12 protein-coding genes are annotated in these 11,498 nt (G+C 69.3%); 3 read left to right on the plus strand and 9 right to left on the minus strand.

The genetic code is table 11. The features are described from left to right. Positions 1–10: 10 nt before the first annotated feature. On the minus strand, positions 11–2,344 hold the full coding sequence (locus tag DXK32_RS10210) for a PAS-domain containing protein (protein WP_114858404.1): 2,334 nt from the start codon (positions 2,342–2,344) through the stop codon (positions 11–13). 235 nt (positions 2,345–2,579) lie between these two features. On the opposite strand from DXK32_RS10210, the gene DXK32_RS10215 reads away from it, so the two are divergent. The 3 genes from DXK32_RS10215 to DXK32_RS10225 are packed head-to-tail and all read left to right on the plus strand — an operon-like array spanning position 2,580 to position 4,852. Continuing rightward, a complete protein-coding gene (locus tag DXK32_RS10215; RefSeq protein WP_114858405.1) occupies positions 2,580–2,885 on the plus strand; it encodes an STAS domain-containing protein in 306 nt (101 codons plus the stop codon). Positions 2,886–2,892: 7 nt separating this feature from the next. Further along, positions 2,893–3,675 carry an ATP-binding protein gene (locus DXK32_RS10220; RefSeq protein WP_114858406.1) on the plus strand — a complete coding sequence of 261 codons (783 nt, stop codon included), beginning with the start codon at positions 2,893–2,895 and terminating at the stop codon, positions 3,673–3,675. A gap of 19 nt (positions 3,676–3,694) precedes the next feature. Continuing rightward, positions 3,695–4,852: a PP2C family protein-serine/threonine phosphatase gene (locus DXK32_RS10225; RefSeq protein ID WP_114858407.1), complete on the plus strand. Its 1,158-nt coding sequence runs from the start codon at positions 3,695–3,697 to the stop codon at positions 4,850–4,852. Positions 4,853–4,944: 92 nt separating this feature from the next. Here DXK32_RS10225 and DXK32_RS10230 read toward each other — a convergent pair whose 3' ends face one another. The 8 genes from DXK32_RS10230 to DXK32_RS10265 all read right to left on the minus strand — a co-directional run bounded on the left by DXK32_RS10230 (position 4,945) and on the right by DXK32_RS10265 (position 11,493). Then, complete coding sequence (locus tag DXK32_RS10230; RefSeq protein WP_137104285.1) at positions 4,945–5,520, minus strand: DedA family protein; 576 nt, start codon at positions 5,518–5,520, stop codon at positions 4,945–4,947. A gap of 255 nt (positions 5,521–5,775) precedes the next feature. Next, on the minus strand, positions 5,776–6,207 hold the full coding sequence (locus DXK32_RS10235; RefSeq protein ID WP_114858409.1) for a hypothetical protein: 432 nt from the start codon (positions 6,205–6,207) through the stop codon (positions 5,776–5,778). 132 nt (positions 6,208–6,339) lie between these two features. Beyond that, on the minus strand, positions 6,340–6,795 hold the full coding sequence (locus DXK32_RS10240; RefSeq protein WP_114858410.1) for a putative toxin-antitoxin system toxin component, PIN family: 456 nt from the start codon (positions 6,793–6,795) through the stop codon (positions 6,340–6,342). Between the two features lie 24 nt (positions 6,796–6,819). Beyond that, on the minus strand, positions 6,820–8,016 hold the full coding sequence (locus DXK32_RS10245; protein ID WP_114858411.1) for a PP2C family protein-serine/threonine phosphatase: 1,197 nt from the start codon (positions 8,014–8,016) through the stop codon (positions 6,820–6,822). After that, positions 8,013–9,179 carry a response regulator gene (locus DXK32_RS10250; RefSeq protein ID WP_114858412.1) on the minus strand — a complete coding sequence of 389 codons (1,167 nt, stop codon included), beginning with the start codon at positions 9,177–9,179 and terminating at the stop codon, positions 8,013–8,015. Before DXK32_RS10250 ends, DXK32_RS10245 begins: the two co-directional genes overlap by 4 nt. After that, positions 9,179–9,907 (minus strand): ATP-binding protein, encoded by a 729-nt coding sequence (locus DXK32_RS10255; protein WP_114858413.1) that lies wholly within the window; start codon positions 9,905–9,907, stop codon positions 9,179–9,181. The genes DXK32_RS10250 and DXK32_RS10255 overlap by 1 nt, the downstream gene beginning before the upstream one ends. A gap of 1 nt (position 9,908) precedes the next feature. After that, complete coding sequence (locus DXK32_RS10260; protein WP_114858414.1) at positions 9,909–10,214, minus strand: STAS domain-containing protein; 306 nt, start codon at positions 10,212–10,214, stop codon at positions 9,909–9,911. A gap of 112 nt (positions 10,215–10,326) precedes the next feature. Beyond that, positions 10,327–11,493: a methyl-accepting chemotaxis protein gene (locus DXK32_RS10265; protein WP_114858415.1), complete on the minus strand. Its 1,167-nt coding sequence runs from the start codon at positions 11,491–11,493 to the stop codon at positions 10,327–10,329. Positions 11,494–11,498: the final 5 nt, after the last annotated feature.

An 11,498-nucleotide genomic window follows, 5' to 3' on the forward strand; every position in this document is an offset into this window, starting at 1 on the left:
GCTGCGTCCGTCATGCTGCATCGGTTGCCGGACCCTTCCCGGCGGCGCCGGCTGTCCGGGGGGCCGTTACGGGAATCCGCAGGAGGAAGCTGGTGCCTCCGCCAGGGGTGTCGGGGGTGGGCATGGCGGGGCGCGGGCTTTCCACCGAAATCCGGCCGCCCAGCGATTGCGTCACCAGGTTGAAGACGATGTGGAGGCCGAGCCCGCTGCCGCCGGTGCCGCGCTTGGTCGTGAAGAAGGGTTCGAAGACCTTGGGCAGATTGTCCGGGGCGATGCCGACCCCGTCGTCGGCGAAGCGGATGTCCAGCTCGCCGTCCGGCAACGCCTCCACGGTCAGCGCCATCGTCCCCTCCCGCCCATCGGGAAAGGCGTGGGTCAGCGCGTTGATGACCAGATTGGTGATGACCTGGCTGAGCGCGCCGGGATAGCCGTCCATGGTGATGCCGTCCGGGCAGGCCACGGTCATCCGGTGCGGGCTCTTGCGCAGGCGCGGACCCAGCGAGGTGATGATCTCGTCCAGATAGGAGCGCAGGTCGAAGCGGCGGCGTTCCTGGCTGGTCTGGTCGACGGCGACGCGCTTGAAGCTCTGGATCAGCTCCGCCGCGCGGGTCAGGTTCTGCTCGATCAGGCGGGAGGCCTCGCCCGCCGCCGCCACATAGCCGGTCAGGTCGGATTTCTTCAGGCTGCCCGTCGCGAAGGCCTCGGTGAGCGTCCGCGTCTTCGAGGCCAGATGGGTGGAGCAGCTGTAGGCGATGCCCACCGGCGTGTTGATCTCGTGCGCGACGCCGGCCACCAGCAGGGCGAGCGAGGCCATCTTCTCCGCCTGGACGAGGCTGTCCTGGGTCTCCTTGAGGTCGGCGTAGGCGGTCTCCAGCGCCTCCATGGCGTGGAACACCTCCTCGGCGGAGCGCGCCTCCACCGTCACGTCGGTGAAGGTGCGGACGAAGCCGCCCTCCGGCAGGGGGTTGGAGCGCACCTCGATGATCGTGCCGTCGGGCCGCCGCCGCTTGAAGGCGAAGGGCAGGTCGGGGACCACGGCGGTCTCGTCCAGTTCCAGGTCGGGATCGATGCTGAAATCCTCGAAGGCGCCCTGGGCGCGCTGGCGCTGGATGATCTCGGGGAACAGCGGGTTGCCGGCCAGGAAGGCCGCCGGCACGTCGAGAAGCTCCGCGGCGCGGCGGTTGGACATGACGACCCGCAGGTTGCGGTCCACCATGATGATGCCCTGGTCGGTGTTGTCGAGCGTGATCTGAAGGACGTTCCGTTCGCGCGCCAGATCCCGCTCGGCCTGCATGCGCTCCGTCACGTCGGACATGGTGCCGGTCAGGCGGACGGCCGTTCCCTCGCCGTCGCGCAGGGCGGTCGCCCGGTCCTCGATCCAGCTCCAGCCGCCGTCGCGGCGGCGCATGCGGTAGACGGTGGCGTAGGCGCTGTCCTTGTCGCGCACGCGGCTGCGGGATTCCGCGACGACGCGCCGCCGCTCCTCCGGGTGGATCAGCGACTCCCAGGTCCGCGCGGTCATCTCCAGCTCCGCCGGGCCGTAGCCGAGCAGGGCCGGAAACTCCTTCGACCACCAGTACTGGCCGGTCCGCAGATCGTAGTCCCAGACCGAGGAGCGGGTGGCGGTGATGGCCAGCCCCAGCCGCTCCTCGCTCTGGCGCAGGGCGGCCTCCTCCTCGTCCAGCCGGGTCAGCATGCCGTTGTAGGCGGCGATCACCCGCCCCAGCTCGTCGGCCGACGACCAGTGCACGGGCTGGCGCAGATGCTCCTGCTCCGCGGTGCGGATCGAGGCGATCAGCCGGCCCAGCGGCACGCCGATGGTCAGCCGGTGCGCGGTCAGGGCGGTGACCAGCGTGCCGATCAGCATCAGCAGCACGAGCCACAGCGTGTTGACCATCTCCTGCCGGATCTGCTCGTCCACCGGGGCGTAGCTGAAATGGAGGGTCAGCGTGCCGAGCCGGCGGTTTTGCACCTGGATCGGACGGTGCACCGTCTCGCGCCCGGCAAAGGAGCGGCAATCGGCCTCCGGCCAGGCGAAACGGCCGTCCGCCAACTCGTCCGCCACCTCGATGCACAGAAGTTCGCGGTTGACGGAAATCGCCTGGATGATGTTGCGGATGGCCGGCACGTCCACGGCCCACAGGCTGGAGGACAGGGCGACGGCGTTGATCTCCGCCACCGCCTCGATCCGGTCGCGCAGGGCGCCGCGCAGATCCTTGTACTTGCCGTAGAAGAAGATCGAGGAGAAGCCGAGCGTGGTCAGGATCAGAATGGGAATCAGGATCAACAGGAATTTCGCCGACACCGTCGGCACCGTCTTCCACGCCTGCTCGATCACCGTCATGAAGGGTTATCCCGCTGCGGGGGCGCAAGCCGGGCGGACCGGCGGCACGGTGCCGCCTTCACCGGCCATGCGGTTGTACTATCAACCGATGCCATCCGTCTATGGCGTGTGAAGCGTGAAAATTCTTCTCAGGGTCGATAAAATTGACCGAATGTATACTTGAAGCTTGAGAGGGGATGGGCCTTGCACTACTGTTCGCGGGAGCCGCTTGCGCGGTGCAACACAAGAGGATGTCATGAATTTCCAGGTGCACCGGTCCTCTGAAACCATTGAGGTGCTGTTGAGCGGCCGGTTGGAGTTCACCGACCATGACAGCCTTCCCGACCTCGTGGACCTGCTCAACAATGAGGGCACGCGCCGCTTCATCCTGGACATGGACGGGCTGACCTTCATCGACTCCGCGGGGATCGGCATGCTGCTGATCCTTCAGGACGAGGCGGAGCAGCGCAACATCAAGCTGATCCTTCGCAAGCTGCAGGGCGATGTGCTGCGCTCCATCGACCTCGCGCGGATCGGCGAAGTCGTCGCCATCGAGCGGTGAGCACGTGATGGACGGTTTCCCCGCCTGTTCTCTCCCCGGTCCGGCCGGCGCCTTGCGGCCCTTCAGCGTGGTGCGGGATCGCGTGCCGGCGGAGATCGCCGCGCGGGTCGCCGCGCGCTTCGGCGTGAGCGAGGCCGCTGCAGGCGTCGGAGACGCCCTTGATGTCCGGGCCGCCGCCGCGGTGCTGCTGGCCCAGGCCGACCGCGACATCCTGCGCGGCGCCTTCGGACTCAACCGCTTCCTGACGGTGGAACTGACGGAGCGGGAGGAGGGGACCGGCGCCATCGACGCGGACTGGCTGGGTGCCCCGCCGGTGGAGAGGGGATTCTACCTCTCGCTGACCACCGGCACGGCCTATGGCCTGCAATGCGCGGTTCTGGTCTGCGACGAGCTGACCCGGCGCGGCGTGCTGACGCCGGAACGGCGCGGCAACGTCGAGCTGTGCCTGCACGAGGCCATCGCCAACGCCATCGTCCACGGCAATCTGGGCATTCCCAGCGCGACCAAGGAGCAGCCGGAGGGCTACCGGCTGTTCAGCCGGCTGCTGCGCGAACGGCTGGGCGACGGCGCCGTGCGGCAGCGGCGGATCGACATCTTCGCGCGCTGGACCGCCGACAGCCTGTCCATCGCGGTGGTCGACCAGGGCAACGGGTTCGACGCCGCGGCCCTGCCGCAGGACACCGACAGCGGCGCCCATTCGGGCCGGGGCTTCGTGTTCATGCGGGCGCTGGCCCGGCGCATCCACGTGACCGACGGCGGGCGCTGCACCCTGCTGCAGTTCGACCTGTGACGGGCGGGCGGAGTCGCGCATGCCCATTTCCCTCGCCGCCAGCCGGGTCCTGATCGTCGACGACAACGAGTTCAACAGGAAGTCGCTGGCCCTGATGATCCGCCGCGCCGGGCTGACCCAGATCGAGGTCGCCGAGAATGGGGTGGAGGGGCTGCGCAAGGTGGAGAGCTTCCGCCCCGACCTCGTCCTCCTGGATGTCAGCATGCCGGTGATGGACGGGCTGGAGATGTGCCGGCGCCTGCGCGAGCGGCTGACCCACGAGGAATTGCCGATCCTGTTCCAGACCGCGCTGGACAGCGACGAGGAGCAGGTCCGCTGCTTCGAGGCCGGGGGCAGCGACTTCATTTCCAAGCCGATCAAGCCCGGCGAGTGCGTCGCCCGCGTCCGCCACCAGCTCGAAAAGCGCAAGCTGTTCACCGACCTCGCCAATTTCCGCGCGCGGGTGGAGCGGGAGCTGAAGCACGCCAAGGCGATGCAGCTGTCCCTGCTGCCCGAGCCGAGGGAACTGGAGGCGGTCGCCGAGCGGTACGAGCTGGTGCTGGACGCCCATTTCGAAACCTCGTCGGAGCTGGGTGGCGATTTCTGGAACGTCTACCCGCTGGACAGCCACCGCGTCGCCTTCCTGATGGTCGATTTCGCCGGGCACGGCATCACCGCCGCCATCAACACCTTCCGCCTGCACACGCTGATCGATCGCTTTCCCATGCAGCATGTGCCGCCCTCGGAATGGCTGGCCGGGCTGAACCAGGCGCTGAAGGAGGTGCTGCCGGTCGGGCAGTTCGCCACCGCCTTCTTCGGCATCCTCGACCTGCACACTGACACACTGACCTACGCCTCGGCCGGGGCGCCGAATCCGGTGGTGGGAATTGCGGGGGAGCTTCGGCTGCTCGATTCGGCGGGGCTGGTGCTGGGCGCGTCGCGCCGCGCCGTCTACGCCGACCGCAGCCTGCGCCTGCCGCGCGGGAGCTGCCTGTTCCTCTACAGCGACGCGCTGATCGAATGCAGCGGTCCGGACAACGAACCGATCGGCCAGGACGGGGTCCCCGGCCTGCTGCGCGGCGCCATGGCCGCCAACCGCGCCCGCCCGCTGGGGCCGTTGCTGGAGCGCTTCTACGCCCGCACCAGCCTGCCGCTGCGCGACGACCTGACCGCCGTGTGGATCGCCCGCCGGGCGTGAGGGCCGGAAACGGGAAAGGCCGCCGCGGGTGGTCCGCGGCGGCCTTTCTGTCTGAGTTCCGGTCTGCCGGCCTCTCGGGGGGAGGGGCGCCGTTACGCCTGCGTCTCGGAGGCGGCGTAGCGGCGGCGGACCCACATCACGCTCTTCACGGCGAAGATGGTGACGCCGATGCCCAGCGCGATGAGCAGGAGGATCTTCGGGCCGTTCTCGCCGATGGCGGCGGCGGCCTCGCCGAACAGATAGCCGGCCCCGGCGAAGCTCCAGGCCCAGATGCCCGCGGCGATGAAATTCCAGAACAGGAACTTGCGCCAGGGCATGCGGGATGTGCCGACGGCGACCGAGGCGATGTTGCGCACCCCGTAGAGGAAGCGGAAGGCCAGGATGAAGCCGACACCGTAGGTTTCCAGCCAGTACAGCACGCGGGACGCGCGGGCCTCCGCCGCCGGGAAACGGGCCAGCGCCTTGGCGCCCCATTTGCGGCCGATCCAGAAATAACACTGGTCGCCCATGAAGCTGCCGATCCAGACGGCGGCCACCAGCCAGTATAGGTTGATGATCCCCAGATGGGCGCCCATCCCGCCGAAAATCACGAAGGTCTCGCCTTCGAAAAAGGCCCATATGAAGGCCAGGGGATAGAAGGCATCGCCCCAATCCTGGAGCCAGGTCATCCAGTCCAAATCACCCTCCCCGCGGGTCGTTCCTTTTCGGCTCGGACCGCCGGCGATGCGCCAGGGAAACGCAGGCGCGGCCATTGGTCAGGCTACGGACACATCATTGCACATAAGTGCGTGTCTTGTCGCGCAATCATTCCCGAATCGGGGGGAGGAACCCGTACAAAGTTGGGGTAAGAAACGATCTATTGCGGCGGGATTATTTTGTTTCCGGACACGTATTCTGTGAATCGGTCAGTGTTCGTGACTTGGTCAGCCATCCTCGCCCGACAATTCGCCGACCGCCTGCCGGGCGGCGCGCAGCAGCAGGGGATTCGGTTCGGACGGGCCGTCCTCTCCCTCGTCCTCCTCCCAGGCGCCCGGCGCGGCGCGGCGCTTCAACTCGCGCGCGGTTTCGATCAGCAGATGGGCCAGCTTCTGGTCGGGCAACGCCTGCGCCAGCGCCCGCAGCTCCGCGTTGGTCAGGGCCGCCGGGTCGAAGTCGGCGCGCGGCGCCATCGGGACGGGCGGCGGCGGGACGAGAGCGAGGGTCATCGGTGGCGGCGCCGAGGGTGACGGAACATCCTCCCGCACCACGTCGACGGCCACCGGCGCCGCCACGGTGGTGGCACGGGACCGGCGCGCCGGCTTGCGCGCCCGCTCCGTCTCGGGCAGGCTGTCGAACAGGAGAGGTTGCGTGCTCATCCGGTCACCCGCGATCCGTTCACCGCTAGTTTGCGAAGTGTTCTCTTTTCATTCTAGAGAACGAAGGCCGGAAGTCGAGTGGAAACTTTTTGGGCAGACTTTTCAAACGCCGGTTCGGGCGACGACCCCGGGTCAGGCGATGGCGTCGAGGAACCGCTCGGGGCGCAGGATGCGCGTGCGGCCCACCCGGCGCACCGACAGAAGCTGCCGGTCCACCGTCACCAGCCAGTCGGCGTCGGCGGCCAGCGCCACGGCCAGGAACATGTCGTCGTCGGGATCGCGGCACAGCCGCTCCACCGGAGCGGGCTCGACCCATTGAGCCTCCGCGGCGAAGGCGGTCAGGAAGGCGGCGCGCTCCACAGCCGGGCGGTAGCGGTCGAAGTCCGGGCGCATCAGCACCTCGCGCAGCTCCGCCAGGGTGGCGTCGGAGACGAAGGCGGCTCCCCGCGCCCGCACCGCCTCGACGCTGCGCTGGATGGCCAGGCTGCGGCGGGGCACCTCGGCGCCGAGCAGGGCGTAGCCGACGAGGATGTTGGTGTCCAGAACGGCCCGGAAAGGCTGGGCGGCGTGGTCGGGGCTGGCGGTCATGCGCCCATCGGTTCCATGGCCCGCTCAGCCCTTGCGGGTCAGCAGCAGCGCGGTCAGGTCGTCGTCGATCGGGCCGATGGCGCGCAGGCGGTCCAGCAGCCCGTCCAGGAAGCGGCCGTCGTCGGTCTCGCCCATCCGCTCGGCGACCAGGGCGGCGAGGCCCGGTTCGTCCAGGACGTCGTTGCCGACCGGGATTTCGATGGCGCCGTCCGAATAGAGGAACAGACGCCCGCCGGGGGGCAGGGGGAGGGAGCGCTCCTCATACTCCGCCGAGGCGAGCAGGCCGAGCGGCAGGCCGGCGCTGTCGCCCAACAGCGGTTCGGCATCGCCCGGCGCCCAGACCATCGGGCGCGTCGATCCGGCGGAGGCGTAGACGAAGCGGTTCTCCGCCGGCTCGATCACCCCGGCCAGCATGGTGGCGAACTGCCCGTTGGGAAGCAGCGCGCACAGCCGCCGGTTGACGGTGGACAGGAACGCGCCCGGGGTCAGGCCGGACATGTCCATCTGCTGGCAGATCGCGTGCAGGCGGAAGGTGTTCAGCGCCGCCCCGACGCCATGGCCGGAGAAATCGACCATGTAGAGCATGGTCCGGCCCGGCCCCTGATCCTGCCCGCCCTCGACGGCGTCGTGGCGCAGGTCCCAGAAGTCGCCGCCCAGCTCCGACGAGGGGGCGAAATGGGCGGCGATGCCCACCCCGGCCGCGGTCTCGACCTCGGCCAGCCGCTCCGGCGAGGGCATCAGCCGCTCCTGCATCTTGCGGGCGAGCGACAGCTCGCTCTCCGTCCGCTCGCGGAAACATTGGAGGTCGTGGAGCAGGGCGCGGTTCTGCAGGTGGATGCGCACGCGGGCCAGCAGCTCGACCGCGTTGATCGGCTTGGTCACGTAATCGGTGGCGCCGGCCGCGAAGGCCTTGGCGCGATCCTCCGCCCGGTTCAGGCTGGATTGCACCAGGACCGGCAGATCCTTCCAGGCGGGAAGCGCGCGCAGGCGGCGGCACATCTCGAACCCGTCCAGGTTCGGCATCATCAGGTCGAGCAGGATCAGGTCGGGCCGGAAGGCGTCGAGCCGGGCCAGCGCGTCGTTGCCGTCCTCCGCCATCTCGATGCGGGTGACGCCGCCGCGCTCCAGAAGCGCCTGGAGCAGGTGGCGGTTCACGCGGTTGTCGTCCACCACCAGGACGCGGGCCGTGTCCAGCCCCGGAACCTCCGGCAGGTTGTTCATCGCGCACCCCCGCGGCCGATCCACACCAGCGTGTGGTCGTCGAGCGGCACGTCGCCCTGGGCCGCGGCGAGCGCGGCGGTCACCGCCGCGAAGGCCTCGCCGCCGGCCATGGCGTTCCGGACGGCGGCGCTCTCCAGCAGGGCCGCGAGGCCGCCGTTGCGCCCGCCCAGCGTGTCCAGCACGGCGGTCGAGTGCAGGACCAGCGCCGAGTCCGGCGGGAAGGGCAGGTCGTGGTCCTCGTAGCGGGCGCCGACCGCGACGCCCACCGGCTGGTCGGACCCTTGGCCGAAGATCAGCGGCGCGCCCTCGGGCGGCACCAGGACCGGCGGGGCGGCCGCGGCCGCGGCGTAGGTGAAGCGTTCCGCCACGCCGTCCACCACGCCGTAGATCACCGTGGCGTGCTGCCCCAGCTCCAGCAGGCAGACGGCCCGCTCGTTCAGTTCGGTCAGGAAGGCGCCGGGCCGCTCGCCGAGATGGGGCGCCAGCTCGTGGATCAGCGTGTGCATGCGGAAGGCGTTCAGCGCCGCCGACACGCCGCGCCCGGCCATATCCAGCAGGAACAGACCGAACCGCCCGCCGGCCAGCGGCAGAACCCCCCAGAGGTCGCCGCCCAGGTCGGAGGACAGCGCCGTGTGCGACCGCAGGGTCACCCCCGCGCTGTCCGTCAGCGCGGCGCACAGCGCCGGCGAGGGCAGGAGGTGGTCGTACATGGAGCGGGCCATCGCCAGCTCCCCCTCGACCCGCGCCCGGTAGGTCTGCAGGTCACGGATCAGCACGCGGTTCTGCAGATGGATGCGCACGCGGGCGACCAGCTCCGTGCGGTCCAGCGGCTTGGAGATCAGATCGGTGGTGCCGGCGGCGAAGGCGCGGTTGCGGTCGTCGCTGGACGACAGGGCGGTCTGCACCAGCACCGGCAGGTCCGCGTAGGCGTGGTCGGCGCGCAGGCGGCGGCACACCTCGAACCCGTCCATCCCCGGCATCATGATGTCGAGGATCAGCAGGTCCGGCGCCTCCGCGGCGATCTGGGCCAGCGCGTCGAAGCCGTCCTTGGCGTAGGCGACGTTCTGGAATCCGGCTTCGCCGAGCAAGGCGCCGATCAGGGTGCGGTTGAAGTCGGTGTCGTCCACCACCAGGATGCGGCAGGCGGCGATGGCGTCGTCCATCAGAGGGGAAACCTCATGCGGATGCGGCGCCCGCCGTCGAGAAGCTGAAGCTCTTCCACGATGGCGGCGATCAGGTCCAGCCCGCGGCCCGAGGCGCCGTAGTCGATGCGCTCCGGCCGGGCGAAGCCGGTTCCCTCGTCGGCCACCTCGACCACCGCGCTGGCGCTTTCCAGCCAGGCGGCGACCTCGATCCGGCGGTCGGCGAAGGCGGGGTCGGCCATGCGCGCCGCCAGATCGTGGGAGAAGCGCTCCAGCGCCTCCACGCTCAGCCCCTTCATGCCTTCGACCTGAAGGTTGCCGTGGACCACCGCGTTGCTGATGGCCTCGTGGAGCGCCAGCTCCATGTCGTCGCGCTGGGCCTCCGGCATGGGGTGCAGGGCCGCCAGCCCGTTCAGGACACGCCCGGCCAGATGCAGGCGGTTGGCGGTCACCGTCGTCACGCAGGCGAACAGGTCGGCGCGGGCGGCGCGATCCGCGGCCTCGACGATCCGGGCGTCGGACAGGCCGGCGACCTCGATCCAGGCGCCGAAGGGCCGCTGCCAGAACTCCGGCGCCTCGACGGCGCCGGCGTCGCCCACCAGAAGGAGAACGGAGGCGCCGAATTCCCCTCCCACCGGGGCGCCGGGCCGCCAGGAGGGAAGCCGGAGCGCCGCCGACAGCCGGGCCAGCCGGTCGGCCGGCACGCCCAGGCCATGCAGGGCGGCGACGTGGGTGGGGGACGGGACCAAGTCAGTCCTCGATCGTCACGATCTTGTTGAGCTGGGCCACGGTCAGCACGCGCTTGACCTGCCCGGCGGCGGAGCGCAGGACGAGCTGCTTGTCCGCGTTCGCCATTTCCTCCCGCGCGATCAGAAGCATGCCGATTCCCGCCGAATCGACGAATTCCAGCGTGGAGAGGTCGAGCACCTGACGTCTGGCCTTGTTCTGCAGCATCTCCCGGATCAGGGCGCGCAGCTTGGCGTGGTCGTTGAAGGTCAGACGACCGCGCAACCGAACCAGGGTCTCCTGCTCCTTGTCCTCAATTCCGTAGTCCATCGGTCCGGTGTTCCTGAAGGGTGTTCCTGAAGGGGCATTGGGGCGGGTGGCCTTTGCGGACCACGCCAGAATGGAGCAAGACAGGCCGGGGATTCCAGAGAATCCCTCGGCCTCAGAAAAGTTCGATGTCGCCGCCGGAACTGTCGTCCTGGCCGGCATCGACGTCAAGGACGCCATGCTCGTCCAGGGCCGTCCCCTCCAGCAGCAGACGGCGCACGAAGCGCTGGCGCATCTCGCTCAGCTTGAAGCGGCCCAGCAGCTCGTCGAGCCATTCCTGCGGAACCTGCGGCCCCAAGGAAGCGGGCATTTCGACGCGGGTGCGGTTTTCCAGCTCGTTCAGCCCTTCCGCCATGATGGCGAGGCTGTCGTTGATGGCCTCCAGCCGCTGCTTGGTCAGGTCCTGGAACTGCATTCCGGTGACCATGCGGCTGATGGTGGACGACATGTCCGACGACACGTTCGCCGCGGTTTCCAGCACCGCCTGGAAGTGGTTGGTCTGGTCGACCAGGCTGTCCATGGTCTTGTCCACCCGCTCCTTGGCGAGCATCTGGGGGGACATGTCGGTGTCGGCGATCTGGCGCAGGATGTCGTGGCCGTTGCGCACGCCCTTGACCACCGCGGTGACCTTGGAGCGCATGCGGTCGGCCAGCGCCCCGGTGTTGCGGGAGAGGTGGCGCACCTCCTGGGCGACCACGGCGAAGGTGCGTCCGGCCTCGCCGGCGCGGCTCGCCTCGATGGTGGCGTTCAGCGCCAGGAAGTTGGTCTGGCGGTTGATGGCGTCGATGTCGCCGATCGACTTCTCCAGCTCCGCCACGTCCTTCTGCACGTCGTCGAGCAGATAGACCATGCTCATGGCGTGGCGGGACAGCATGACGATGTTGGAGATCATGTCCGCGATCATCTGCTGCATGCCGGTGACCAGCTGGTCCATCGGCACCCGCTCCCCGTCGATGGAGATGGAGCCGGCCATGCCGACGATCTGCTCCACCCGCTCCGACTGCTGCATGGCCTTCTCGGCCAGCTCGCGGAAGCGGTGGGAGAGGTCCAGCGTGGCGTCCTCGACCGTCGAGGAGGTGCGGGTCAGCTCGTTCTGCACCGCCTCCAGCGTGCGGCGCTGGATGTCGGCGTAGCCCATCCAGGTCGCCAGAAGCTCGCCGGTCACCGGAATCTTCGCGCCGATCTCGGGCAGGCTGTGCACGGGAGCGCCATCGTCGGGAAGGTCCGGCTTCTCCGGTTCCGGTCCGGCTTCCAGGCGGGGCGCGCGGCCGTAGAAAGACATGGTGC

It is taken from the genome of Azospirillum brasilense (genome assembly GCF_003349955.1).
Classification (GTDB): Bacteria; Pseudomonadota; Alphaproteobacteria; order Azospirillales; family Azospirillaceae; genus Azospirillum; species Azospirillum brasilense_B.

Excerpts from the sequence above, each read along its gene's own strand:
- DXK32_RS10230 (WP_137104285.1), bottom strand. The coding sequence starts at position 5,520 with ATGACCTGGCTCCAGGATTGGGGCGATGCCTTCTATCCCCTGGCCTTC.
- DXK32_RS10245 (WP_114858411.1), bottom strand. The coding sequence starts at position 8,016 with ATGAACAACCTGCCGGAGGTTCCGGGGCTGGACACGGCCCGCGTCCTG.
- DXK32_RS10215 (WP_114858405.1), top strand. The coding sequence starts at position 2,580 with ATGAATTTCCAGGTGCACCGGTCCTCTGAAACCATTGAGGTGCTGTTG.
- DXK32_RS10250 (WP_114858412.1), bottom strand. The coding sequence starts at position 9,179 with ATGGACGACGCCATCGCCGCCTGCCGCATCCTGGTGGTGGACGACACC.
- DXK32_RS10265 (WP_114858415.1), bottom strand. The coding sequence starts at position 11,493 with ATGTCTTTCTACGGCCGCGCGCCCCGCCTGGAAGCCGGACCGGAACCG.
- DXK32_RS10235 (WP_114858409.1), bottom strand. The coding sequence starts at position 6,207 with ATGAGCACGCAACCTCTCCTGTTCGACAGCCTGCCCGAGACGGAGCGG.
- DXK32_RS10225 (WP_114858407.1), top strand. The coding sequence starts at position 3,695 with ATGCCCATTTCCCTCGCCGCCAGCCGGGTCCTGATCGTCGACGACAAC.
- DXK32_RS10210 (WP_114858404.1), bottom strand. The coding sequence starts at position 2,344 with ATGACGGTGATCGAGCAGGCGTGGAAGACGGTGCCGACGGTGTCGGCG.
- DXK32_RS10260 (WP_114858414.1), bottom strand. The coding sequence starts at position 10,214 with ATGGACTACGGAATTGAGGACAAGGAGCAGGAGACCCTGGTTCGGTTG.
- DXK32_RS10240 (WP_114858410.1), bottom strand. The coding sequence starts at position 6,795 with ATGACCGCCAGCCCCGACCACGCCGCCCAGCCTTTCCGGGCCGTTCTG.
- DXK32_RS10220 (WP_114858406.1), top strand. The coding sequence starts at position 2,893 with ATGGACGGTTTCCCCGCCTGTTCTCTCCCCGGTCCGGCCGGCGCCTTG.